This window comes from Agrobacterium sp. 10T429, from assembly GCF_056393925.1.
In genome coordinates this window covers 634,365-658,589 of record NZ_JBFTGV010000001.1, presented here as the reverse complement: position 1 = coordinate 658,589, position 24,225 = coordinate 634,365, and the positions used below count along the sequence as shown (strand labels likewise).

The following is a 24,225-nucleotide window of genomic DNA, read 5'->3' as shown; positions in this document are numbered from 1 at the left end:
CTCCAGGTCTCAGTTGGTTTCGTTGGCGGCAACGTCGACCGTGCGCGGAGCGCCATCGACGGAGGCCATCAGTGCCCGGTTCGCGCCGTTCAGATCTGAAGCGGCGGCGGCGTGCCAGGCATTGTACTGCTGTTCGGAAACCACCCGAATGGCGATCGGCATGAAGGCGTGGTCCTTGCCGCAAAGCTCGGAACACTGGCCGTAATAAAGGCCTTCCTTCTCCGGCTTGAACCAAGTTTCGTTGAGGCGGCCCGGAACGGCGTCGATCTTAACACCGAAAGCGGGCATGGCGAAGGCGTGGATGACATCCGTAGGCGCCGCCGTCACCAGAAGGCGAACGGTCTTGCCGACCGGAACGACCATTTCATTGTCTACCGCGAGAAGACGCGGGTAGCGGGCCTTGTCCTCCTTGCCTGCAGCTGCACGATCCTGCTCTTTCAGCAGATAGCTGTCGAAGGCGAGCGGCTCCGCGCCCTCGGCAGCCTTGTATTCGTAGTTCCAGAGCCATTGCGTCGCAGTCGCCTTCAGCGTCAGATCAGGGTTTTCCGGCTGCGTCAGCTGCGCGTTCAGAAGATTGAACGACGGGAAAGCGAGGAACAGGAGAATGAGAACCGGCGCAAGTGTCCACACCACTTCGATCGCGGTGTTGTGGCTGGTCTTGGACGGCACCGGATTTTTCGCTGCACGGAATTTCAAGGCGACGATAATGAGCAGCGCAAGAACGAAAAGCGTAACCGGAACAATGAACCAGAGCGTATATTGTTCAAACCAGCGTATTTCGTGCATGATCGGCGTGGCGGCCTCCTGCATGCCCATTTGCCAATGCACCGGCTGATCGGCGTGGGCGCCGACAGCCGTGAGCAGACAGGTCATCCCCGCCAATGCTGCGTAAATCCTATTCGTCACGGTACCCTCTCCCTCACGCGTCTGATCTTGATCAATTACAGACGCAGAATCCATGCTTATGGTACTAACTTCAAACCACAGTTTGTCCTCTGCCGCAATATGCGTAAGGACACGGATGTCAGCCAATTTCACCATTGTTCGTCGCAGCCGAGTTTCCCATGTCCCGTATCCCGCAAGATATTTCAGGTGCGCTTGGCAATGGTCAAAATCCGGCGCAGCCCCTGCTGGCAGCGCTTTTGCAGCAGGCTTGAGCCACCAGGGACCGGCTGCTGCACGGTCAAATCAGGCGCCTGCACCCGGCAACAGGTCCTATTTCCGCCCAACTCGGCTGGAATTGAGGTACCAAGGCTTTTTTTTCCGGATTATGGCGTCAAAATAGCCGCACTGATTCGAATCCCAGAGGTATCCATGCGTCTTTCCCCGCTCGCGCGCACTTTTCTTGCCGCCGCCGGTCTTGCCATCATCGCTCCCGCCGCAGCGGCGCTGGCGCAACAGCAGCCGCCCGGAACGCCGAAGTCGACGCATGGAGCATGGTCGGTGATCTGCGACAAGCCGGCAGGCGCATCCGAAGATCAATGCGCCCTGATGCAGAACGTGATTGCCGACGACCGCCCGGAAGTGGGGCTTTCGGTGGTGGTCCTGAAAACCGCGGACCGCAAGTCGCGCATCCTGCGTATCCTCGCACCGCTTGGCGTGCTTTTGAAGGACGGCATGGAGCTTTATATCGACAACAACAATATTGGCCGCGCCTATTTCACCCGCTGCTTCTCCGAAGGCTGCTATGTCGAGGTCGATATTGACGACGAACTGCTGAAGGTTCTGCGCGCCGGCAAGAACGCGGTTTTCGCGCTGCGTGAATCCGTCGATCAGGATCGTGTCGGTATTCCGATCGAGCTCACCGGCTTTGCCGAAGGCTACGACGCGCTTCCTTAAACAATAAGGTTGAATCCGAGAGACTAAAACCCTACCATGAAAGTATTGTTTTAACTATTTTCGGATATCATGAAATATAGAAAACCGGTAACCCTCCGTCAGTTTTGCGGCGTTTTTCTGGTACTTCTACTATTTGCTTTTGCGGTGAGCTTTGCTCATGAAAGTGGCCTCTTGCCCGATTTCATGGTAGGAAACGCGCAGCCGCAAATGCTGATTATGATTGTCACTGGGAATATTCTGTCGCAGTTCCACTGGGAACGCGTCGTGCCGAATCCGCCTGAGCACTGGGGACGTCTGACGTTGCTGGTTCTTCTCCATAGCGTCCCTGTCTATGTGGCCATGGCTTTTTTCGTGCACCTCATATTCAAGCTGACTTGAGCCAAATCACGCTTTGGCTTGCCACCGACGCCCCACAATCCTACATGCTTGCCAGACACTATTCAGTTTGGAGCCTCCCATGACCAACGACCTTGTAAATCTCTTCGATTGCGACGAGACGCAGTTGCGCAAGCTGGTCGCGGAAGCACTCACCGGCGCAGACGATGGCGAGTTGTTCATCGAACATGCGCAGGCCGAATCGCTGACCTTCGATAACGGTCGCCTGAAGGGCGGCTCCTTCAATACCGACCAGGGTTTTGGCCTGCGCGCCGTTGCCGGCGAGACCGTTGGCTACGCCCATGCGGGCGAGCTGTCGCAGGCTGCGCTGAAGCGGGCGTCGGATGCTGTCGGCGCCGTCACCAGAGGTTATTCCGGTTCCTATGCCGCAGCGCCACAACGCACTAACAAAAAGCTCTACGGCGACGAAAACCCGATCGGCAGCCCGAGCTTCGAGGAGAAGGTGAAACTTCTCACCGATATCGATGCCTATTTGCGCGACAAAGACGCGAATGTCCGGCAGGTGACGGCGACGATTTCCGCAAGCTGGCAGGTGGTGGATATTCTACGCGCCGATGGCCATCGCGTCAGCGATGTCAGGCCCATGACCCGTATCAATATTTCCGTGGTCGCAGGTGAAGGCGACCGGCAGGAAAGCGGCTCCTACGGCATTGGCGGCCGCGTCGGCTTTGGCGATTTCATTACCACGGAGAACTGGCAGCGCGGTGCGGACGAGGCGCTGCGCCAGGCGCTCGTCAACCTGACCGCCGTCGATGCGCCGGCCGGCACCATGGATGTGGTTCTCGGCTCCGGCTGGCCCGGCGTCATGCTGCATGAGGCTGTGGGCCATGGCCTCGAAGGCGATTTCAACCGCAAGAAAACCTCGGCCTTTGCCGGCCTGATGGGCGAGATGGTGGCAGCCCCGGGTGTTACTGTGGTGGATGACGGCACCATCGACAGCCGCCGTGGTTCGCTCACCGTCGACGACGAGGGAACACCGTCGGCCTATAATGTGCTGATCGAGAACGGCAGGCTGGTGGGATACATGCAGGACCGCCAGAACGCCCGGCTGATGGGTGCGAAGGCGACAGGCAATGGCCGCCGGCAGGGTTATGCCTATGTGCCGATGCCGCGCATGACCAACACCTATATGCTGTCAGGCGACAAGACGCCCGAGGAGATCATCTCCTCCGTCAAGAAGGGCATCTATGCCGTTTCCTTCGGTGGCGGTCAGGTGGATATCACATCAGGCAAGTTCGTGTTCGGCTGCACCGAGGCTTATCTCATCGAGAACGGCAAGATCGGCGCGCCGGTGAAGGGTGCAATGCTGATCGGCAACGGGCCGGACGCAATGAAGCGCGTCTCGATGATCGGCAACGATTCGAAACTGGACACCGGCATCGGCAATTGCGGCAAGGCCGGGCAATGGGTGCCGGTTGGCGTCGGCCAGCCGCATCTGCGCATGGACCAGATCACCGTCGGCGGCACGAAGGCGTAGTTCCGGCCTCGAGCCGGAATCCGGCCTACCCGCGTCCGCTTGGCGAGATGAGCCGTTTCAGCCCAAGGACTTGGGCTGACTAGGTGCCAGATCATGTCCGGCATGAGGTGAGAAAAGTTGTGACAGGCCGAAAAGTTGAACCTGCTTCAGCCCACAACTCCGCACATGGCTGCCATGATGAGGATTCCTCTGGCAAGTCACCCGGAAGACGATAATATCGCCCCATTACCGCAGGCCACGCCTCCCATAGCCGGGCCTGCGCGGCAAAGGAGACCATGACCATCATACGAAATGCCCTCGTCCCGGAACTAGCCGTCAGCGACTGGCAGAAAAGCCGCGCTTTTTATTGCGACCTGATCGGTTTTCATGTGGTTTATGAGCGCGCCGAAGAGGGCTTTGCCTATCTGGCGCTGGGTGATGCGCAGCTGATGATCGACCAGATCGGTGCGACCCGGACCTTCGTGGCGGAAAATGCAGCGCTTGAATTTCCGCTGGGCCGCGGCATGAATCTGCAACTTGCCGTTCCTTCCCTGCTGCCCATCCTCGCGCGGCTTGAGCGGGCCTCGATCGATCTTGTCCTGCCGTCAGAGGAAAAATGGTACAGGCGCGGCACAGTCGAGGTCGGTAACCGGCAATTCATCGTTGCCGATCCGGACGGTTACCTGCTCCGCCCGTTCGAAAGCCTCGGCGAACGCCCCTTCCGGTTCGGTTGAGCCGCCATGCTGCCTTTTCTCCCGCATGCAGTCGTTTTCGACATGGATGGATTGCTGATCGAAAGCGAGACGCTTTATCGCGATTCCTTTCTGGCCGCGTCAGATGAGGGCGGCCACGGAATGCGGGTCGAGACCTATCAGAAGGTCTGCGGCAGCCCGTGGGATGTCATTACCGGCACCATTTTCGCCGATTATGGCGCGGATTTTCCGATCGACAGCTTCCGTGACGCCTGGCTCCGGCATCTTGCCGTGATGATGGCGGAAGGCGTGGCGCTGAAACCCGGCGTCGTCGAAATCCTCGATCTTCTCGACAGGCTCGATATACGCCGCGCCATCGCCACCTCCTCGCGGCACGATTCCGTCACGCGTCATCTCGGCCCCTATGACCTGCTCAAACGTTTCGATACCATCGTCGCCCGCGGCGACTATTCGGAGCCGAAGCCGTCGCCCATGCCATATCTTACTGCCGCAAAACGTCTCGGCATCGATCCGGGCCGTTGCCTGGCGCTGGAGGATTCCTGGCACGGCGTGCGCTCCGCCTCATCGGCGGGCATGATGACGATCATGGTGCCGGATGTCGCGCCGCCGACCGAGGAAATGCGGGAAAAATGCATTGCCGTTTCAACCGACCTTCATGCGGTTGCCGGCCTCCTGCAACAGGCGCCGTTATCAGAGGCATGAAGGCGCGGGCAAGGACGGCCTGCCCCCTGCAGCTTTCAAGGATACATGCGGACCTTGGACCACGGTTCATCCGGCGTCTCGCGGCGGAATTCGACACGGTCGTGCAGGCGGAACTTGCGGTCGTGCCAGAACTCGATGCTGACCGGGCGAATGCGGAAACCGGACCAGTAGGAGGGGCGCGGAATATCGCCGATCGCATATTTCGCGGTGTATTCGGCAACCGCCTTTTCCAGCGCAAACCGGCCTTCCAGCGGCCGCGACTGCTTGGACGCCCAGGCGCCGATGCGGCTTCCGCGCGGACGCGAGGCGTAATAGCTATCCGCTTCCGCGTCGGTAACGATCTCCACCTCGCCGCGCAGACGCACCTGCCGGCGCAGGCTTTTCCAGTGGAAACACATGGCCGCTTTTTTCTGGCCTAGGATCTCGCGCCCCTTCTGGCTTTCGAAATTCGTATAGAAAACGAAGCCGCGATCGTCGACGTCCTTCAGCAGCACCATGCGCACATTCGGCAGGCCGTTTTCATCGACGGTTGCGAGTGCTACCGCGTTCGGATCGTTGATTTCGGAGGCCGTCGCGTCCTTCAGCCATTCGGCAAAAAGCGTGAACGGTTCATTTTCTTCAGTGAAGTCACTGGATGTTAACCCCGTTTCCGACATATTGACTAAAATGCTCCCGAGCTGATTTGGACCCCAGAGATGATCTCTGGCGAAAGATGGTGACCGTCATAGCAAAGTCGAACAGTCGAACAAAGGGCCTCCTTTCATCGATAGCGGAAGTTTCCGCCATCGTGTCAATGCTTGTGGTGCTGAGCGGATGCGTCAGCCTTGACCTGTTCGGCGGCGACAAGGTCGATCGCTCGCTTTCCACCGCCTCCGTTCCCAACCAGCCCAATAATAACCCGCAGACCGACGACGCGACCATCCGCAATGCGGTCACATCGGCGGATCTCACCAAACTCGCGGAACAGCCCCTGCCCTGGGCCAATGCCGCAACCGGCAGCGCCGGTGTCGTCACAACCATTCACGAAGACAAGTCCAGCGGTTTCGTCTGCCGCGATTTCAAGACGACGCGCCACTCTTTCGAAGGTGTGGCGAGTTATGCCGGACAGGCCTGCCTGTCGGAAACCGGCGAATGGTTACTCACCCGCTTCGAACAGAAATAAACTGTTTACCCTGGCGCGCGGAATTAATCCGGCCGCATGGCGGCGCGCATTCCCCGTAAACAACTGCTTAGCAACTTATTGCCACAGTCGACGTTGTTTGAACCGAGGGCATGCATGCGAATGATCGCAGGCATCCCTTTTCGGAGGGGTTTGTTTCAGGATTGCGCCATGAGCGGCTGCACGTGCCTGAGCCAACGTAACTGGTGTTTCGCATGCGCGATCCGTATTCTATCCTCGGCTTAAAACGTGACGCCCGTCACGAAGACATCAAGGCTGCCTGGCGCACGAAGGCGAAAACCGTCCATCCGGACGCCAATCGCGATGACCCTGACGCGTCGGCGCGATTCGCCGAGGTCGGGCAGGCCTACGATCTTCTGAAAGACCCCAAAAAGCGCGATCTTTACGACCAGGCCCGCAAGGCGGCCGAGAAAAAGCAGCGCGGCGAAACAATCATGCAGCAGCGGGAGGCGGCGCGCGAGGCCGCCGAGCGCGCCAGGGCCGCTGAGAAGCTGATGGAGGAACTGGCCCGTGCGGATGCCCGCAACAGGGCGCAAACCGGCCAGAAAGCCGATGCAAAACCCGAAACGGCCGAAGATATCGTCGAGCGGATTTTCGGCGCAGACGCGCAGAACGACCCCAAGGTGCAGCAGGCAGCCGAAGCGGCGAAAGCCGCAGCCACGGGCGTTAAGGGCGAAGCGCCCGGTGCTGGCGAGACCACGCAGACGTCTGCAAGCGAAACCGCAGCCGCTTCGCTCGCCGCCAACCTCTTCAGCGCTCTCGTGCGTCGCTTCCGCCCCCCGCAGACGCCGCCGGAAAAGGCACCTGACATCACGGCGGAAGCCACCGTTACGGTCACCGAACTTCTGGAGCGCAAATGGATCACCGTATCCCTTGCCGACGAACGCGAGGTACGCTTCCAGCTTGAACCCGGCATGACGGACGGTCATGTGGTGCGGCTAAAGGGCCAGGGGCTGAAGCTGCCGAACATTGCGCGTGGCGATCTGGCCGTCACGTTGCTGGCGGCACGCGACGACGCCTTTTCCCTTCGCGGCTTCGATATTCATACGACGCTGCCAATCTCTCTCAGTGACGCGGTTCTGGGTTGCGAGACGAGTATCCGGACGCCGCTTGGCGAGGAAACCGTCACCATTCCTGCCTGGTCCGGCTCCGACCGCGAGCTGCGGCTTGCCGAAAAGGGGCTTGCGGACGGCAAGGGTGGATATGGCGATCTCGTCATCGAATTGCGCATCATCCTGCTCGAAAAGCCGGACGAGAAGGTGACTGACCTCATGCGCCACATGCGCGAAGGCCTTTATTTGTAAAAGTTTTGCGAATAGGCGGGACAACGCACCCTTTGTTACGTTCCCTAACAGTAGATGATCCTCGGCAATCTTGAACAGGATTGCAGCCTATGCCATAGGCAGGATCAATCGAAAGTATCAGGGAGCATACAATGGCTCAGGCATCCGGCCTTATGGCTGGCAAACGCGGCATCATCTTGGGTGTCGCCAATAATCGTTCAATCGCTTGGGGCATTGCCAAGGCTTGCGCGGACGCGGGCGCGGAAATCGCGCTCACCTGGCAGGGCGACGCGCTTAAGAAGCGTGTTGAACCGCTGGCGCAGGAACTGGGCGCCTTCATGGCCGGCCACTGTGACGTGACCGACCTCGAGACGATCGATGCGGTTTTTGCCGGGCTGGAAAAGCATTGGGGCAAGATCGATTTCGTCGTGCACGCCATCGCCTTTTCCGACAAGGACGAGCTGACCGGCCGTTATCTCGACACCAGCCGCGACAACTTCAACCGCACCATGGACATTTCCGTCTTCTCGCTGGCCGCCGTTGCCAAGCGGGCAGAGCCGATCATGAATGATGGCGGTTCGATCATCACGCTCACCTATTACGGTGCCGAGAAGGTCATGCCGAACTACAACGTCATGGGCGTGGCCAAGGCTGCACTCGAGGCAAGCGTGCGTTATCTCGCGGTAGACCTCGGCAGTCGCGGCATCCGCGTCAACGCGGTTTCCGCTGGCCCGATCAAGACGCTTGCGGCTTCCGGTATCGGCGATTTCCGTTACATTCTGAAATGGAACGAATACAACGCGCCGCTGAAGCGCACCGTTTCCATCGAAGAAGTCGGCAAGTCGGCGCTTTACCTGCTGTCCGACCTTTCGACAGCTGTCACCGGCGAAATCCACCACGTGGATTCCGGTTATCACACCATCGGCATGAAGGCCGTTGACGCGCCGGATATCTCGGTGGTCAAGGACTGAGCCGACCGAACTTTGAAACAGGGGTATCGCCTTGCTCGTCTATGTGATCCGGCACGGACAAACGGACTGGAATGCGATACGCCGGCTTCAGGGCCAGAAAGACATTCCGCTCAATGATTTCGGCCGCGCGCAAGCGGTCGGCAACGGCAAGGTTCTGGCGCAAATTCTCGGCGACTCCGCGCGTGATTTCGATTACGTGGCAAGCCCGCTCGGGCGCACGCGCGAGACCATGGAGCTGATGCGCGGGGCGATGGGGCTCGATCCCCACGCATACCGCACCGATGACCGCCTCGTCGAAGTTTCCTTCGGCGACTGGGAAGGCCAGACCCTGCCGGAACTGAAAAAAGAATTTCCCGACCGGGTGAAAGCGCGCAAGGCCAACAAGTGGGACTTCATTCCCCCAGGTCAGCATGCCGAAAGCTATGAAATCCTGTCCTGGCGTATTGGCGCATGGCTTTCCTCAGTCGAGGTGCCGACGGTATGTGTCTGCCACGGCGGGGTGATCCGCTCGATCTTCCGCCTGGTTTCCGGCATGGACAAGGATGAAGCCTCTACGACGCAGATCCCGCAGGACCGGATTTTGAAGGTCGAGATCGACAGGAACAGTGCTGAGTGGATTTCGTGAGGGTACCGATCCTGCTCCGTCATTCCGGCCTCGAGCCGGAACCCGGCCAACCCAAATCTTTAGGCTGAAAAACCAATCCCGCCACGCAGACGCTCGTCGGCTGGATGTCGGATCAAGTCCGGCATAATGGAAATTCTGGAGCTTCCCGACCGGGTTTAGAGAGGTCCGCCTCGACAACAGGCAGAGCCGAAACCGCAGTTTACTGCACGACCTCGAGATCATCGACCACGCGTTTTCCGTCCACTTCCGTGTAGAAAACAACGACCTTCACGCCTGCCTTCAGGCCTTCGAAATTGAACTCTTCCGGCACACGGTAATTCTTGCCGTCGTTCAAGGTAATGGTCAGCGCATTCACGTCGATCTTGCTGATCGTTCCCTCGACATCGACGCTCTGGGCGTAGCTGTTGATAGGCATAAGCAAGTTGGCGGTGGCCAGAAGGGCGGCAATCATCATACGCATCGATCTAGCTTTCGTGAATTTGCGTGAAAACCTTACATGCATGAAGAATTGCCTTTCGAATGTGGCGGAAATTGCCCGCAACCATGACATTTTCGGCCCAATTGATGAACGGATTTTGGATCACGTTCAAGTCGTTAGTGATTTTTACACCGCATTTCCCGGCAATATTGGAAAACCGCGAAACAGCGTGGAAAACACCAGCACCTTTACACTTTTGTCACCTGGAAAACTCTGCGCCGTTTCCGCCGAATCATTCATCCGACCAGTCGTCAGCCATCGTCACGCCTGTCGTTTTCCGGGCTGCTCGGCGTCGTGAACGGTGCGTCGCCGTCTTATCGGACTTGCGATGAAAGAAAGGCTTTTGCCTTGGTCCGATTTTCTACTATGACAAATCCGCTTGTTTTAAACGGCCCCTGTCCGCAGGCGCGCCCTCGTTTTCCGGTCTAGAGAAATATGTCGCATAACAGCTTCGGTCATCTTTTTCGCGTTACCACCTGGGGCGAAAGCCATGGGCCCGCTTTGGGCTGCGTGGTGGACGGGTGCCCGCCCGGTATTCGCTTCACGCTTGCCGAAGTGCAGCACTGGATGGACAAGCGCAAGCCCGGCCAAAGCCGCTTCGTCACCCAGCGCCGTGAAGATGACATCGTCAAAGTCCTGTCCGGCGTGATGCTGGATGAGGACGGCGAGACGATGATAACCACCGGCACGCCGATCTCCATGCTGATCGAAAATACCGACCAGCGTTCCAAGGATTACGGCGAGATTGCCCGCAGCTTCCGCCCCGGCCATGCCGACTTCACCTATGACCTGAAATACGGCATTCGCGATTATCGCGGCGGCGGACGCTCTTCCGCCCGCGAGACGGCGGCGCGTGTTGCCGCAGGCGCAATCGCCCGCAAGGTGGTACCGAGCCTCAACGTGCGCGGTGCGCTGGTGCAGATCGGCAAACACAAGATCAACCGTGACAATTGGGATTGGGACCAGGTCGATCAGAACCCATTCTTCTGCCCCGATCCGGCGATGGTGCCGGTGTGGGAAGAATATCTTGACGGCATCCGCAAGGCGGGATCGTCGATCGGCGCGGTCGTCGAAGTCGTGGCGGAAGGTGTTCCGGCCGGCATCGGCGCGCCGATCTACGCCAAGCTCGATCAGGATATTGCCTCCAGCCTGATGTCGATCAACGCCGTCAAGGGCGTGGAGATTGGCGAGGGATTTGCCTCGGCCGAGCTTTCCGGCGAGGAGAATGCCGACGAGATGCGCATGGGCAATGACGGCAAACCGATTTTCCTGTCGAACCATGCCGGCGGCATTCTGGGCGGCATCGCGACTGGCGAGCCCGTTATCGCCCGCTTCGCCATCAAGCCCACCTCCTCCATTCTGACGGAGCGCCAGTCCATCGACACCGACGGCCGCAATGTGGATGTGCGCACCAAGGGCCGCCACGACCCCTGCGTCGGCATCCGCGCCGTGCCGATCGGCGAGGCGATGGTGGCCTGCACCGTTGCCGACCATTATTTGAGAGATCGTGGCCAGACCGGCCGGTTGAAGTGAGGTAAATCCGAAATGGCCTATGATCAGAAACGTGTCGTCGACGCTATCCGCGCTTTCGAAGCTGGCGAGATCGTTGTCGTGACCGACGACGACGACCGTGAAAACGAAGGCGATCTGATTATTTCGGCGGTTCATTGCACGCCGGAAAAAATGGCGCTGATCGTGCGCCACACATCCGGCATCGTTTGTGCGCCCATGCCGCGTGACGAGGCAAAGAGGCTGAACCTCAACGCCATGGTGGCGGAAAACGACAGCGCCCACACGACCGCCTTCACCGTCAGCGTCGATTTCAAGCATGGCACGACGACCGGTATTTCCGCGGATGACCGCACCTTGACGGTGCGCAACCTCGCCAACCCGAATGTCGGCGCGTCGGATTTCACTCGGCCAGGCCACATTTTCCCGCTGATTTCCCGCGAAGGCGGCGTGCTGATGCGTTCCGGCCATACCGAAGCGGCCGTCGATCTCTGCCGGCTCGCCGGCCTGCCACCCATCGGCGTCATCAGCGAGCTGGTCAATGACGATGGCACCGTGATGCGCGGGCCGCAGGTCCTGGATTTCGCCGAAAAACACGGCATGAAGCATGTTTCGGTCGCCGATCTGATCGCCTATCGCCAGCGCAAGGAAACGCTGGTGGAGATGGAATCCTCCTTCACCATCCAAACCCCGTTCGGACCGGCCAAGGCGCATACCTATTCCCTGCCATGGGACCGGATGCAGCATATGGCGGTGATTTTCGGCGATATCCGCGATGGCGTCGACATTCCCGTCCGCCTGCACCCTGAAAACGTTGCTGACGACGTGTTCGGCGACCGCCAGCCGGTGCAGCACTATATGCAGAAGATCGCCGAAGAAGGCCGCGGCGTCATCGTCTATCTACGCGAAGGTTCTGTCGGCGTCGGCCAGGTGGACGGACGGCGCAAGGCGCGTGATCCCGACGAAGCGCACGCACAGGCCCGCTCCCGCGAAAATGAGTGGCTGGAAATCGGCCTCGGCGCGCAGATTCTCAAAGACCTCGGCATCAGCTCGATCAAGCTGATGACAACCCGCGAGCGCCACTATGTCGGGCTGGAAGGCTTCGGGATCAAGATTTCAGCAACGGATATCGGGTGATTTAGGGACGTCGCGAGGGCGCTTCGATTTGGCGTCCTCTCCGCCCGTCCGGCGTCATCCTCGGTCTTGTGCCGAGGATCTGCAGACGCATCCTATACATTTTCCGTTGCAGATGCTCGGGACGGGCCCGAGCATGACGGAAGAGGCAGTCGCCGGCTCAAGGCGCAATTACACATCCCGCCACCCCTCCAGATAATTCACACTCTCCACTCCCGTAAACTTCGCAAGCCGCGACAATTCCGCGTCTAGTTTCTCGAGCCTTCCCGCTGAGGCGCGCACGCCCGGTTCCAGCCACAGGCGGCGCACATCCAGCGTGCTGCGCTTGCGGTCTGCCTTCATGTCGATACGGCCGATCAGCCGGTCGCCTTCCAGAAGCGGGAAGACGTAATAGCCATATTGCCGTTTCGGCTCGGGTACGAAGACCTCGATACGGTAATAGAAGCCAAACAGCCGCTCCGTGCGGTTGCGGTCGCGCAACAGCGGATCGAAGGGGCTCAGCACACGGACGCGGGACGACGGTTCCGGCAGGTTGGCGACATCGGCGCTGAAATCCGCAAATGCATAGGACGGGCGGGCAGCACCGCCATCGCTTGCGAGAAGCGAGACCTCGCACAGTTCGTCACGGTGGCTCTTGACCCAGTCCCTCGCCTCCTGCGGGGTAACGAGATCAAAAAAGGCGGCGATTTCGCCATGGGTGGCAAAACCCAGCCGGGTGAGCGCCTGCCGGCAGGCCCAGTCGACGAATTGCGTATGCTCCACTTCGCTTTCGTGGTGCTCGCCGGGAATGACCCGCTCCGCCAGATCATAGACCTTCTGGAAATTCACGCGGCCGGATATGGCAAGCTTGCCGGTGTGCCACAGATATTCGAGTGCGGTCTTGGAAGGATGCCAGTTCCACCAGCCGCCGGACTGATGCCCCTCCTCCTTTAACTCACGCGCCAGAACAGGGCCCGTGGCGGCGATGCGCTCCAGCGTCTCGGCGAAAGCCGCATCGAACCCCTCACCGTGCCATTTGCGCCAGCGCTCCTGAATGATCGGCTCGCGGCGGCGGAAGCGGTGCTTCCAATATGGGTAAAATTCGGTCGGCACGATGGAGGCATCATGCGTCCAGTGCTCGAACAGCGCGCGGTCCTTTTCCAGCAGTGCCGTCAGATGTTCGCGCCTGTAGGTCTGGTTTCGGGAGAATATTATCTGGTGATGGGCGCGCTCCACCGTGCCGATACTGTCCACCTGCACGAAACCGATATCGGTAATGAGCTGCAGCAGGCCATCCTTGGAAAGCGCCTTTCCGGGCGGAGAGCAAAGCCCCTGCCGCGCCAGAAAAATCCGCCTTGCCGCTTCGTTTGAAACCTTGATCGTCATAAAGCAGAAGGTATGACGGCTTTTTCAGGATTGCAATGTTCTTTTTTTGTTCTTTGTTTCACTTCTGTTGATGACACGATATAGAACCGGAAAGCGATAGAGGGATGCATCAATCTTGGAAATCCGTTTCGACACCGCAGGCGTCGCCTTCGAGGGCAGGCAGGCTTTACAGCCCGTGTCCCTGACATTGACTGAACGGCGTATCGGCGTCATCGGCCTCAACGGCTCGGGCAAGACCACCTTTGCGCGGCTTATCAATGGTCTGACAAAGCCGACGGGCGGCAAGGTGTCGGTGAACGGTCTCGACACCGTCAAAGATGCGAGAGCGGTATTGCAGGCAGTCGGTTTCATCTTCCAGAATCCGCAGAACCAGATCATCCTGCCGATCATACGCGACGATGTCGCCTTCGGCCTCAAGCGACTCGGTATCGGCAAGACGGAGACAGAAACGCGGGTCAAGGCCGTGCTTGCCCGGCTCGGTATCGCTCATCTGGAAGAACGGCGCGCGCACGAGCTTTCCGGCGGCGAATTGCAGCTGGCGGCGCTGGCCGCCCTGCTGGTCACTGAACCGCAAATCCTCATTCTCGATGAACCGACCAATCAGCTCGACCTCAAAAACCGCGCGATCGTTGAGAAGACAATGGCTGCGCTGTCGCAGGCGCTTGTCGTCATCACCCATGATCTGCCGCTGCTTTCCGGCTTCGATCGCGTACTGGTTTTTCACGAAGGCGAGCTTGTTGCAGACGCCAACCCCGAAGAGGCGGTGGCACGTTATCTGGAGGTTGCGTCGCGATGAAGTCCCTTCATGTCGAAGGCACGGGCTGGCTCTACCGCGTCTCTCCGCGCCTCAAGCTCGTGACGCTGATGGTTTTCAGCATTGCGCTGTTTCTCACCCGCGACCTGCTTTTGCTGGGATGCGCCGTCGTTGTGGCCGCTGCCATTCTGCGCGAGACGCGGCTGCAATTCCGCGAGATCGGCCTGCGGCTACGCCCGGTGATGCTGACCATTCTCCTCGTTGCCGCCTTCAGCTATCTGCTGCTTCCGATACACGATGCGAGTGTCAATCTTTTGCGGCTGACTGCACTGGCGCTTCTCGCCACCGCCGTCACCATCACCGTCAGCATTTCGCAATTCATGGACGAAATCGCGCTTGCCGCCGCCCCGCTGGAAAGGCTGGGGCTGGTCAAGGCGGCCGATATCGGGCTTGCGGTCGGGCTCGTCGTGCGGTTCGTGCCTGAGATCGTCAATCGTTACCATGCCGTGCGCGATGCGCACCGGGCGCGCGGCCTCCCCGTTCGGCTGGCCACGATCATCGTGCCGCTCGTCATTATGACGTTGAAGGATGCGGATGCCATTGCCGACGCCATTGACGCGCGCGGTTTCAGAGGCCAAAGCTGACGGCAAAACAACCATCCGGAGTTCCCGAGCCATGACGACCCGCGACCTTGTGCTGATCTCGCTGTTTTCCGCCATCATCATCGCACTCGGACTTTTGCCGCCGATCACGCTTGGTTTCATTCCGGTGCCCATCACCGCGCAGTCGCTTGGCGTCATGCTGGCCGGTGTCGTGCTGGGGGCGAAACGCGGCACGCTCGCGGTTCTTCTGACCATCCTCATCGCCGCCATCGGCCTGCCAGTCCTCTCAGGCGGACGCGGCGGCCTTTCCATCTTCACCACGCCGACCACGGGCTTCCTGATCGGCTGGATTGCTGCCGCTTTCGTCACCGGCATGCTCTCGGAAAAACTCGTCAATCGCGGCCAGTCGGCTCTGACGCAGGGTATCGGTTTCTTCATCGCCAGCCTCGCCGGCGGCGTGGTCGTGCTTTATGCCTTCGGCATCTCCTATCTGGCGCTGGTGGTCGGGCTCGGGTTTGAAAAGGCGTTCATGGGTTCGCTCGCCTTCATTCCCGGCGATGCGTTGAAGGCCGTGCTTGCCGCCCTTGCCGGCCGCGCTGTGATGGTCGGTTATCCGCTTTTGCCGCAGCGCGCTTGATCAGCTTATTTCGGGAGGATTAGAGAATGGCGACCCGTCTTTACGAACATCCGATCTTCCTTGAACACATCACCCCGGAAGGCCATCCCGAGCGGCCGGATCGGCTGCGATCTCTGAACATTGCGCTCGAACATCCGAATTTCGAGCGACTGGTCCGCAAGCAAGCGCCGCAGGCCAACGAGGATGCCGTGCTTCTGGCGCATCCGGAGGAGCATCTGCTGTCCGTCATGCGCCAGATTCCCGAGGAAGATGGCGAGATCAACCGCGTCGAGGCCGACACCTATGTCTCGCCGAAAAGCCTGCAGGCGGCGCTGACCGGTATAGGCGCTGCGATGGTGGCGGTAGATGACGTGTTTACGGGTGCCGCCGACAACGTCTTCGTTGCGTCCCGCCCGCCCGGCCACCATGCGGAAACCGCAAAGGCCATGGGGTTCTGTCTCTTCAACAATGCAGCAATCGCCGCCCGTCACGCCCAGAAGGTGCACGGCGCAGAGCGCGTCGCCATCATCGACTGGGACGTGCATCACGGCAACGGTACGCAGGATATCTTCTGGAACGACACGTCAGTGCTGTTCTGTTCCACCCACCAGATGCCGCTTTACCCGTGGAGCGGCGATAAAAACGAAACCGGCGTGAAGAACAATGTCGTCAACGCGCCACTTTCCCCAAATACCGGCAGCGAGTATTTTCGCGAGGCGTTCAAATCCCGAGTCCTGCCGGCGATTGCCGATTTTTCGCCCGATCTCATCATCATCTCCGCCGGTTTCGATGCACATCACCGCGATCCGCTGGCGCAGATCAATCTGGTGGGCGAGGATTTCGACTGGGCGACGGGGCGGCTGCTGGAAATGGCGGACAAATACGCCTCGAACCGGGTCGTCAGCCTGCTTGAAGGCGGTTATGATCTGGAAGGGCTGGCGGAATCGGCGGCCATGCATATTTTGAGAATGATGAAGGGTTGAAAATGACGGAAAATGCCAACACAGCCGATGTCAGCGGTTATTCCTTCGAAAAGGCCGTCGCCGAGCTGGAAAGCATTGTTGCACGCCTGGAGCGCGGAGACGTGGCGCTGGACGAGTCGATCGCCATCTACGAGCGCGGCGAAGCCCTGAAAAAACATTGCGAGACGCTGTTGAACGCCGCCGAAAAGCGTATCGAGAAAATCCGTCTCGACCGCGCCGGAAAACCGCAGGGCGTGGAGCCGCTGGACGGGGAATAAACACGTCCTGTTGAACGGGGGCGACACAGCGTTCAACATTACGGCGCTCCCACGTCGTATCGTTCGTGGTAAGCTTGCGTGTAACGATACGAGGAGCTTCGGATGTCCTTCTTTCCCGGCAACGATCCTGTCGCGGGCGATGCTTTCGCCTGCGACGCCATCGAAAACCTCATCATTCCGCGCACCAGCGATATTGGCGGCTTCGCCGTGCGGCGGGCGCTGCCGACGCGGCAGCGGCGTCTTGTCGGCCCGTTCATCTTTTTCGACCGCATGGGTCCGGCCATCCTGAAGGCGGGCGAGGCGCTGGATGTCAAGCCGCATCCGCATATCGGGCTTTCCACCGTTACCTATCTGTTTGACGGCGAAATCAAGCATCGCGACAGCCTCGGCACCGAACTGGTCATCCGGCCCGGCGACATCAACCTGATGACGGCGGGGCGCGGAATCGTGCATTCGGAGCGCACGCCGGAAAACCTGCGCGGCCATCCGCTTTCCATGTCCGGCCTGCAGACCTGGCTTGCCCTCCCCGATCATATGGAGGAAATCGCTCCGGCCTTTTCCCATACCGCCCGGGAAGACATGCCTCTGATCGATATCAAGGGCGCATCCGGTCGGGTCGTCATCGGTGATTTCGAAGGCCTCACTTCCCCCGTTTCGGCTTTTACCGACACGCTTTACGTTGACCTGACGCTGGAACCGGGTGTGAAATTCCCGTTCTCTGCCGACCATGAGGAACGGGCGATCTATATTCTTTCCGGCTCTCTGGATGTCGCGGGTGACGTTTTTGCCGCCGACCAGTTGCTCGTCTTCCGGCCCGGCGACGACATCACATTGCAGAGCGGCAGCGGCGGCTGTCACATCATGATCTTCGGCGGTGCGGCACTCAACCAGCGCCGTTACATCTGGTGGAACTTCGTTTCGTCATCAAAAGAACGCATAGAGCAGGCCAAACAGGAGTGGAGAACCGGACGCTTCGATATCGTTCCCGGCGACGAAGAAGAGTTTGTCCCTTTGCCGGAGGGTTGAAATTCTATAGAAGTGAACGACATGCAGGGCTCAACTGCTGGCTTTCTATATGAAAGACGCACTGGTGCCCGCCGCTGACACGAGAAAAGGCCGAACGATTGACCGGAATGCCACAGACCCCATTGCTTGACCGGGTGAATTTTCCATCCGATCTCAAGGAGATCGACGATCGCGACCTGCCGGAACTGGCAAGGGAGTTGCGCGACGAGATGATCGACGCGGTGTCGAGCACCGGCGGGCATCTGGGTGCCGGTCTGGGCGTGGTGGAGCTGACGATTGCCATCCATAAGGTGTTCAACACGCCGGAAGACCGGTTGATCTTCGATGTCGGCCACCAATGTTATCCGCACAAGATCCTGACCGGCCGTCGCGAGCGCATCCGCACGCTGCGCCAGGAAGGCGGGCTTTCCGGTTTCACGCGTCGGGCCGAGAGCGAATATGACGATTTCGGCGCCGGCCATTCCTCCACCTCCATTTCCGCCGGTCTCGGCATGGCGGTGGCTGCGGGGCTGGATCAGAGCGACCGCAAGGTTATCGCCGTCATCGGTGATGGCTCCATGTCTGCGGGCATGGCGTTTGAGGCGCTCAACAATGCCGGTGCGCTCGACGCGCGGCTGATCGTCATCCTCAACGACAACGACATGTCGATTGCGCCGCCGACGGGCGCGATGAGCGCTTATCTCGCGCGGCTGGCCTCCGGCCGCACCTATATGGGCTTTCGCGATTTCGGCAAGAAACTCACCGCCTATCTCGGCAAGACCATCGACCGCGCCATTACCCGCGCCGTGACCCATGCGCGCGGTTACGTAACCGGCGGCACGCTGTTCGAGGAGCTTGGCTTCTATCACATCGGCCCGATCGACGGCCATTCCTTCGATCACCTGCTGCCTGTGCTGCGCAATGTGCGCGACAACCAGAAAGGCCCGGTTCTCATCCATGTGGTGACGCAGAAGGGCAAGGGTTATGCACCGGCGGAAGCGGCAGCGGACAAATATCACGGCGTCAACAAGTTCGATGTCATTACCGGCGCACAGGCGAAAGCCAAGCCGAATGCGCCAAGCTATACCAGCGTGTTTGCCGAAGCGCTTATCCAGGAAGCGACACTCGACGACAAGATCATCGGCGTCACCGCCGCCATGCCTAATGGTACCGGGCTGGACAAGATGGCCGAGCTTTTCCCGGCCCGCACCTTCGATGTCGGCATTGCCGAGCAGCACGCCGTAACCTTCGCGGCGGGGCTTGCGGCGGATGGCTACAAGCCGTTCTGCGCGCTTTATTCCACCTTCCTGCAACGCGGTTACGACCAGCTGGTGCATGATGTGGCGATCCAGAGCTTGCCCGTGCGCTTCCCCATCGACCGCGCCGGTTTCGTCGGCGCAGACGGACCGACCCATGCCGGCTCTTTCGACACCACATTCCTTGCCACCCTGCCCGGCATGGTGGTTATGGCGGCGTCCGACGAGGCCGAGTTGAAACACATGGTTCGCACAGCCGCAGCCTATGATGAAGGCCCTATTTCCTTCCGTTATCCGCGCGGCGAAGGCGTGGGCGTCGAGATGCCCGCACGCGGCCAGATTCTTGAGATCGGTAAGGGCCGCATCATCAAGGAGGGCACCAAGGTCGCACTCCTTTCCTTCGGCACACGCCTTGCCGAATGCTTGGCGGCTGCCGAAGACCTCGATGCCGCCGGACTTTCGACCACGGTTGCCGATGCGCGCTTCGCCAAGCCGCTCGACCTCGACCTCATCCGCCAGCTTGCCGCTCATCATGAGGTTCTGGTGACAATCGAGGAAGGCTCTGTCGGCGGTTTCGGTGCACATGTGCTGCATTTCATGGCAAGCGCAGGCTTGCTCGACCACGGCCCGAAGGTTCGGACCCTGACGCTGCCCGACCATTGGGTGGAGCAGGCCAAGCCCGAGACCATGTATGCCAATGCCGGCCTCGACCGCGCCGGCATCGTTTCCACCGTGTTCAATGCGCTCGGCCAGCGTCAGGCCGGCGTCGGTTTCGCCGGCTGACAGCATTACCGGGACAGAAGGCGGGACGACCTGCCTCTGCCTCAGGATGCGGCGCCATCGAGAAAACCGACGACATTTTCAATCTGCCCCTCGGCATTCAGGCTGACGACATCGGTTCCGCCGGCGACATCTTCTCCGTCAGGCGAAATGAGACGCCATGAAAAACGGGTGAAGTTGCCGTGGCCGTCCGGGGTGCCTGTGAGCACAAAGCGATATCCCGGAAATTTCTGCCGCGCCGCCTCGATCATCGCGGCAATCCCCTGCTGCCCCTCACCCTGCATCAAAGGATCTGTATAGCACGCCATTTCAGCCCAGCCTTGGCTGACGAGGCGCTGGCGGCATTCAGCGTTCTCCTCGTTCCAGACAGCGAGGTAGGTTTCGGCGATTTTGAGATGTTGCGTCATGATTGCGCTCCTTTTGGTTGACGGCCTGAGCATGCCGGGGGCTGTGACGCAGAACAATTACCTGCGAGGTAATCGCATTGCCGATATCTTCTGCTAGGCTGCGGGGCATGACACATCATCAAGAACATGTCGGCCAGGTGCTTAAGGAATGGCGGGCGCGCCGCAGATTGAGCCAGCTCGATCTGGCGTCCGATGCCGAGATATCGGCGCGCCATCTGAGTTTTGTGGAAAGCGGGCGATCTTCGCCCAGCCGTGAAATGCTGGCGAGGCTGGCAGAGCAGCTTTCCATGCCAGCCCGCGCCGCCAACCGGCTGATGCTGGCGGCAGGCTATGCGCCGATCCATTCCGAACGATMACTGGATGCGCCTGATATGACGGCCGTTCGTAAGGCCGTCGAAACCGTGGTGCAGGGCCACATGCCCTTCCCGGCACTTGCCGTCGACCGCCACTGGAATCTGGTTCTTGCCAATGATGCGATCAAATCGCTTCTCGCTGGCATATCCGAAGACCTGCTTCACCCGCCCCTCAATGTATTGCGCCTGAGCCTGCATCCTGATGGCTTGAGTTCACGCATCGTCAATATTGCCGAATGGCGGCATCACCTGCTGGATCGCCTACGCCGCCAAGTCGAAGAGACCGGAGACGAGACGCTTTCCCGGCTGCATGCGGAACTTTCCGCCTATCCCGCACCCGCAGCTCCACGGCATTCCGCCGGGGCCAATCCGTTGGCGATACCGCTCGAACTACGCGATCAGTTGTCCGGGGGCGTGCTGCGCTTCATTTCGACCACCACGGTTTTCGGAACCGCCACGGATGTGACGTTGTCCGAGCTGGTGCTGGAATGTTTCTACCCGGCCGACGCCGAGACCCGCGCCGCCCTAATGAACGGTACAAAGGAGTAACTATCCATGCACACCACCTATCTCATCGGCTTCAAGGTCCGTGCCGATCAGCGCGAACGTTTTCTAGGATTGCTGAATGATCTGCTCGACGCCATGCGACACGAGAACACCTTTGTGAACGCAACCCTGCATCGGGACGGCGAAAACGAAAACCACTTCCTGCTGCATGAGACCTGGAGCGACCATCAGGATGTCCTAGACGTTCAGGTTCATCGTCCCTATCGGCAGGCTTGGCACGATGCCTTGCCCGAGCTTCTAGATGCCCCGCGCGACATTTCCGTCTGGCACCCCGTGCGGGCCGATCACGCCGCGTGAGACTATCATCGTCCCACCAACGCATGGTGCATCAGTGTCGCTGCGAAATGGATATTAGATGAGCGAATGTCCCGCATTTTTCAGCAGAACGAAAGCTTTTTCCAGATCGTTCGATTTCACAAGCAGGTGGTCGCCATCGAAAGTCGAAACCACGAATATACCGATCTCATTGGTCGAGAGCGGCTCGATAACGGACAAGACGATGCCCGTTTCATCGAAGGCAAATGGCCCCTGTAGCTTTAGACAGGACCAACCCGTATCAAATCTGACATGCCCAGGTATACGATCTTCCCGGCAGACGATGGAAAGCTCATCATCGGTCCGGGTGATACTGACGAAGCCACCGCCATCGGCCCAGACCGGAATGGCTTCAGATGCCTCAAGTCGGGCCACCCCATATGCACCATCCAGAACTTTCAACTTGATCCTAGGTGCCATCTCGAAATCAACTTTGTTGGGAAACCGCGACAGAACGCGTGGTTGAGTGCTCGCGCCGTAAATCTAGCAACAAAAAGGGGGCTTCACAGCCCCCTGATTCACGCTTGATGATCGTGACCGTCAGGATCAGAACTCCGTCCAGTCCTGATCCTTTGCAGCCGGCGCTTCCGCTTTGCCGCCAAAGGCGCGGGCGAGGCTTTGGCCAAGGGCGCGGGCGGGTGAAGCGACCRGCCTTGCGGTTGTGGAGGCAGGCTTCACTGCGGCTTTTCTGACTGGTGCGGCGGGTGCGGGCTGGTAGACAGGCTTCACCGAGGACTGGCGAGGAGCAGAATATCCGCCGGCGCCGGCAACGGCACCGCGAACGCCGCCCACCTTGAACTGGCCGAGCAGGCTATTGAGCGCTTCCGCTTCACGGGCGAGCGAATGGCTGGCAGCGGTCTGCTGCTCAACCATTGCGGCATTCTGCTGCGTGCCCTGATCCATGGTGTTCACGGCCGTGTTGATTTCCTGCAGACCAGTCGCCTGTTCGCGGGCAGCGACGACGATGGCGCTGACATGGGCGTTGATCTCCTCGACTTCTGCCACGATGAGTTCGAGCGCCTTGCCGGTCTCGTCGACGAGGTTGACGCCGTTTTCCACCTGCTGGCTGGAAGCGCCGATCAGCGTCTTGATTTCCTTTGCGGCATTGGCGGAACGCTGGGCGAGTTCACGCACTTCCTGCGCGACGACGGCAAAGCCCTTGCCCGCGTCACCCGCACGGGCGGCTTCGACGCCTGCGTTCAGCGCAAGCAGGTTGGTCTGGAAAGCGATATCGTCGATGACGCCGATGATATTGCCGATTTCGCCTGATGATTTTTCGATCTCGCGCATGGCGGCAACCGCCTTGCGGACCACGATGCCGGATTTTTCCGCTCCGCTGCGGGCGCGCTGAACCAGATTGCCAGCGTCCTCAGCACCCCTTGCGCTATCACGCACCGTGGTGGTGACTTCTTCCAGTGCTGCGGCGGTTTCCTCGATGGAAGCGGCCTGCTGTTCGGTGCGGCGCGACAAGTCGTCGGCAGCAGAGAGCATTTCCGAAGCCCCGGCATTGATTGCAGCGGCATTCTCGCCAACGGCGCGCATGGCCTGCTGCAGCTTTTCGACAGCGCTGTTGAAGTCGATACGGATGGGGTCGATGTAGGAGGCGAACGGCGTTTCGATACGGTAGGCGAGATCGCCTTCCGCCAGAGCCGAAAGACCCTTGCCAAGCTCGTCACGCGCAAGGGCGTTGGCGGCTTCGTCCTGGGCCTTCTCTTCTTCGTTGCGGCGGCGCTCGGTCTCGGTTGCGGAGCGCATGCGCTCGGTTTCGCCGGCAAGGCGGGATTTTTCCAGCCCGGCTTCCTTGAAGACGAGAACGGCCTTCGCCATTTTGCCGACTTCATCCTTGCGGTCGAGAGCCGGAACTTCCGTGGTCATGTCACCATCGGCAAGCCTGCTCATAGCCGCCGTCATACCGACGATCGGCGTGACGATGGAGCGCGACAGCGCCCAGATGAGGGCCACGGCCAGAAGACCGGCAACCGCGCCGCCACCCAGAAGTGCGAGCTTGAGGTTGAGTGCGGCAGCATCCTGCTGTGCGGCGTAGCTTGCCGACAAGCCATTCAGCTGGTCCTTGATCTTGGCGGCGGAGGCGCGGAAACCGTCGAGCTGACCCTTGGCCTGATTGCGACCGATCTCGATGATTTCGGAAATCGGTGCTTCGGTCGTCTTGCGGGCGGCAAGCTGCGGTTCCGCCAGTTCCCTGAAGAACACGGTGGCGGATGCCTGCATGTCATCGATGGATTTCAGAATGGCCGGCTGGCCGGCGGCAAGCGCACGGGCTTCACCAAGCTTCTTCAGCATCAGATCGCGCTGGGCGAAAACATCGTTGTAGGTGCTGTCGCTGCGAAACAGCAGAAAGCCGCGCTGGTTGACGGCCTGTTCCAGCATTGCGGCCGTCGCACCGTCAACCGCATGCAGGATGTTGTTGGCCTTGTTGTTCTGGACCGTGACGTGCTCGCTCCCCAGCGTCTGCCAGAAGACCACCGCCGAGGCGAGCAGGCAAACGCCCATCAAGACGCAGAAGGTGACAATGAGCTTAATGTTGATGGGGAAATTTTTTAGCGACATCGCAAACTCTCTCGGCGACCTGATGCCACGGAGCAAGCGTCTGCGCTGCAACGGTCGCAATTTTGGGAATGGGAGGAGATGCCGTCATGGCAGGTTCCGACTGGCCGCACG

Annotated in this window: 28 protein-coding genes; 21 read left to right on the top strand and 7 right to left on the bottom strand. The window is 59.9% G+C overall.

The annotated features are described in order from the left end of the window. Window positions 1–9: 9 nt before the first annotated feature. A complete protein-coding gene (coxB, locus tag AC1DCP_RS03185; protein ID WP_019564187.1) occupies window positions 10–873 on the bottom strand; it encodes a cytochrome c oxidase subunit II in 864 nt (287 codons plus the stop codon). A 441-nt stretch (window positions 874–1,314) separates the two neighbouring features. On the opposite strand from coxB, the gene AC1DCP_RS03180 reads away from it, so the two are divergent. From AC1DCP_RS03180 to AC1DCP_RS03160, 5 genes are all read left to right on the top strand, one after another. Beyond that, window positions 1,315–1,839, top strand: a complete 525-nt coding sequence (locus tag AC1DCP_RS03180; RefSeq protein ID WP_003511775.1) for an invasion associated locus B family protein — start codon at window positions 1,315–1,317, stop codon at window positions 1,837–1,839. A gap of 69 nt (window positions 1,840–1,908) precedes the next feature. Then, window positions 1,909–2,217, top strand: a complete 309-nt coding sequence (locus AC1DCP_RS03175; RefSeq protein WP_038490085.1) for a hypothetical protein — start codon at window positions 1,909–1,911, stop codon at window positions 2,215–2,217. A 79-nt stretch (window positions 2,218–2,296) separates the two neighbouring features. After that, complete coding sequence (gene tldD, locus AC1DCP_RS03170; protein ID WP_003511774.1) at window positions 2,297–3,712, top strand: metalloprotease TldD; 1,416 nt, start codon at window positions 2,297–2,299, stop codon at window positions 3,710–3,712. 275 nt (window positions 3,713–3,987) lie between these two features. Further along, window positions 3,988–4,425 (top strand): bleomycin resistance protein, encoded by a 438-nt coding sequence (locus AC1DCP_RS03165; protein WP_003511773.1) that lies wholly within the window; start codon window positions 3,988–3,990, stop codon window positions 4,423–4,425. A 6-nt stretch (window positions 4,426–4,431) separates the two neighbouring features. Further along, on the top strand, window positions 4,432–5,106 hold the full coding sequence (locus AC1DCP_RS03160) for an HAD family hydrolase (RefSeq protein WP_003511772.1): 675 nt from the start codon (window positions 4,432–4,434) through the stop codon (window positions 5,104–5,106). Window positions 5,107–5,141: 35 nt separating this feature from the next. Here the strand turns inward: AC1DCP_RS03160 and pdxH are convergent, their stop codons facing one another. Continuing rightward, window positions 5,142–5,762, bottom strand: a complete 621-nt coding sequence (pdxH, locus tag AC1DCP_RS03155) for a pyridoxamine 5'-phosphate oxidase (RefSeq protein ID WP_003511768.1) — start codon at window positions 5,760–5,762, stop codon at window positions 5,142–5,144. Window positions 5,763–5,818: 56 nt separating this feature from the next. Between pdxH and AC1DCP_RS03150 the strand changes: the two genes are divergently transcribed. From AC1DCP_RS03150 to AC1DCP_RS03135, 4 genes are all read left to right on the top strand, one after another. Further along, window positions 5,819–6,268 carry an RT0821/Lpp0805 family surface protein gene (locus AC1DCP_RS03150; protein ID WP_003511767.1) on the top strand — a complete coding sequence of 150 codons (450 nt, stop codon included), beginning with the start codon at window positions 5,819–5,821 and terminating at the stop codon, window positions 6,266–6,268. Between the two features lie 212 nt (window positions 6,269–6,480). Beyond that, on the top strand, window positions 6,481–7,590 hold the full coding sequence (locus AC1DCP_RS03145; protein ID WP_065688066.1) for a DnaJ C-terminal domain-containing protein: 1,110 nt from the start codon (window positions 6,481–6,483) through the stop codon (window positions 7,588–7,590). Between the two features lie 131 nt (window positions 7,591–7,721). Then, the gene (gene fabI / locus AC1DCP_RS03140) at window positions 7,722–8,540 is read left to right on the top strand and encodes an enoyl-ACP reductase FabI (protein WP_003511762.1); all 819 of its coding nucleotides are present in this window, start codon (window positions 7,722–7,724) and stop codon (window positions 8,538–8,540) included. A 31-nt stretch (window positions 8,541–8,571) separates the two neighbouring features. Continuing rightward, complete coding sequence (locus tag AC1DCP_RS03135) at window positions 8,572–9,165, top strand: histidine phosphatase family protein (protein ID WP_003511761.1); 594 nt, start codon at window positions 8,572–8,574, stop codon at window positions 9,163–9,165. A 199-nt stretch (window positions 9,166–9,364) separates the two neighbouring features. Here the strand turns inward: AC1DCP_RS03135 and AC1DCP_RS03130 are convergent, their stop codons facing one another. Beyond that, entirely contained in the window at window positions 9,365–9,625 is a 261-nt protein-coding gene (locus AC1DCP_RS03130) for a DUF1344 domain-containing protein (protein WP_003511760.1), read from the bottom strand. A gap of 40 nt (window positions 9,626–9,665) precedes the next feature. Here AC1DCP_RS03130 and AC1DCP_RS03125 point away from each other — a divergent pair, with 40 nt between their 5' ends. From AC1DCP_RS03125 to ribB, 3 genes are all read left to right on the top strand, one after another. Continuing rightward, window positions 9,666–9,941 carry a hypothetical protein gene (locus tag AC1DCP_RS03125; protein WP_162540190.1) on the top strand — a complete coding sequence of 92 codons (276 nt, stop codon included), beginning with the start codon at window positions 9,666–9,668 and terminating at the stop codon, window positions 9,939–9,941. A 137-nt stretch (window positions 9,942–10,078) separates the two neighbouring features. Continuing rightward, on the top strand, window positions 10,079–11,176 hold the full coding sequence (gene aroC, locus AC1DCP_RS03120) for a chorismate synthase (RefSeq protein ID WP_003511758.1): 1,098 nt from the start codon (window positions 10,079–10,081) through the stop codon (window positions 11,174–11,176). Between the two features lie 12 nt (window positions 11,177–11,188). Further along, a complete protein-coding gene (ribB, locus tag AC1DCP_RS03115; RefSeq protein WP_003511757.1) occupies window positions 11,189–12,289 on the top strand; it encodes a 3,4-dihydroxy-2-butanone-4-phosphate synthase in 1,101 nt (366 codons plus the stop codon). Window positions 12,290–12,457: 168 nt separating this feature from the next. On the opposite strand, the gene AC1DCP_RS03110 is transcribed toward ribB, so the two are convergent. Beyond that, entirely contained in the window at window positions 12,458–13,651 is a 1,194-nt protein-coding gene (locus tag AC1DCP_RS03110; protein ID WP_035197937.1) for a winged helix-turn-helix domain-containing protein, read from the bottom strand. A gap of 115 nt (window positions 13,652–13,766) precedes the next feature. Here AC1DCP_RS03110 and AC1DCP_RS03105 point away from each other — a divergent pair, with 115 nt between their 5' ends. The 7 genes from AC1DCP_RS03105 to dxs all read left to right on the top strand — a co-directional run bounded on the left by AC1DCP_RS03105 (window position 13,767) and on the right by dxs (window position 19,907). Then, window positions 13,767–14,447 (top strand): energy-coupling factor ABC transporter ATP-binding protein, encoded by a 681-nt coding sequence (locus tag AC1DCP_RS03105; RefSeq protein WP_065661299.1) that lies wholly within the window; start codon window positions 13,767–13,769, stop codon window positions 14,445–14,447. After that, window positions 14,444–15,049 carry a CbiQ family ECF transporter T component gene (locus AC1DCP_RS03100; protein ID WP_112152807.1) on the top strand — a complete coding sequence of 202 codons (606 nt, stop codon included), beginning with the start codon at window positions 14,444–14,446 and terminating at the stop codon, window positions 15,047–15,049. Before AC1DCP_RS03105 ends, AC1DCP_RS03100 begins: the two co-directional genes overlap by 4 nt. A gap of 31 nt (window positions 15,050–15,080) precedes the next feature. After that, complete coding sequence (locus tag AC1DCP_RS03095) at window positions 15,081–15,644, top strand: biotin transporter BioY (protein ID WP_003511752.1); 564 nt, start codon at window positions 15,081–15,083, stop codon at window positions 15,642–15,644. 26 nt (window positions 15,645–15,670) lie between these two features. Then, window positions 15,671–16,606 (top strand): histone deacetylase family protein, encoded by a 936-nt coding sequence (locus tag AC1DCP_RS03090; RefSeq protein WP_003511750.1) that lies wholly within the window; start codon window positions 15,671–15,673, stop codon window positions 16,604–16,606. A 2-nt stretch (window positions 16,607–16,608) separates the two neighbouring features. Further along, on the top strand, window positions 16,609–16,863 hold the full coding sequence (locus AC1DCP_RS03085) for an exodeoxyribonuclease VII small subunit (protein WP_003503059.1): 255 nt from the start codon (window positions 16,609–16,611) through the stop codon (window positions 16,861–16,863). A 102-nt stretch (window positions 16,864–16,965) separates the two neighbouring features. Then, window positions 16,966–17,889 carry a pirin family protein gene (locus AC1DCP_RS03080; protein WP_003511747.1) on the top strand — a complete coding sequence of 308 codons (924 nt, stop codon included), beginning with the start codon at window positions 16,966–16,968 and terminating at the stop codon, window positions 17,887–17,889. 98 nt (window positions 17,890–17,987) lie between these two features. Then, complete coding sequence (gene dxs / locus AC1DCP_RS03075; protein WP_065702759.1) at window positions 17,988–19,907, top strand: 1-deoxy-D-xylulose-5-phosphate synthase; 1,920 nt, start codon at window positions 17,988–17,990, stop codon at window positions 19,905–19,907. Window positions 19,908–19,948: 41 nt separating this feature from the next. Here dxs and AC1DCP_RS03070 read toward each other — a convergent pair whose 3' ends face one another. Further along, complete coding sequence (locus AC1DCP_RS03070) at window positions 19,949–20,311, bottom strand: nuclear transport factor 2 family protein (protein ID WP_111798841.1); 363 nt, start codon at window positions 20,309–20,311, stop codon at window positions 19,949–19,951. A gap of 107 nt (window positions 20,312–20,418) precedes the next feature. On the opposite strand from AC1DCP_RS03070, the gene AC1DCP_RS03065 reads away from it, so the two are divergent. Next, on the top strand, window positions 20,419–21,213 hold the full coding sequence (locus AC1DCP_RS03065) for a helix-turn-helix domain-containing protein (protein WP_476774125.1): 795 nt from the start codon (window positions 20,419–20,421) through the stop codon (window positions 21,211–21,213). Between the two features lie 6 nt (window positions 21,214–21,219). After that, entirely contained in the window at window positions 21,220–21,528 is a 309-nt protein-coding gene (locus tag AC1DCP_RS03060; protein WP_065688061.1) for a putative quinol monooxygenase, read from the top strand. Between the two features lie 54 nt (window positions 21,529–21,582). Here AC1DCP_RS03060 and AC1DCP_RS03055 read toward each other — a convergent pair whose 3' ends face one another. After that, the gene (locus AC1DCP_RS03055) at window positions 21,583–21,966 is read right to left on the bottom strand and encodes an ACT domain-containing protein (RefSeq protein WP_065688060.1); all 384 of its coding nucleotides are present in this window, start codon (window positions 21,964–21,966) and stop codon (window positions 21,583–21,585) included. A gap of 126 nt (window positions 21,967–22,092) precedes the next feature. Next, window positions 22,093–24,114, bottom strand: coding sequence for a methyl-accepting chemotaxis protein (locus AC1DCP_RS03050; RefSeq protein ID WP_476774124.1), 2,022 nt, complete (start codon window positions 24,112–24,114; stop codon window positions 22,093–22,095). Window positions 24,115–24,225 lie beyond the last annotated feature (111 nt).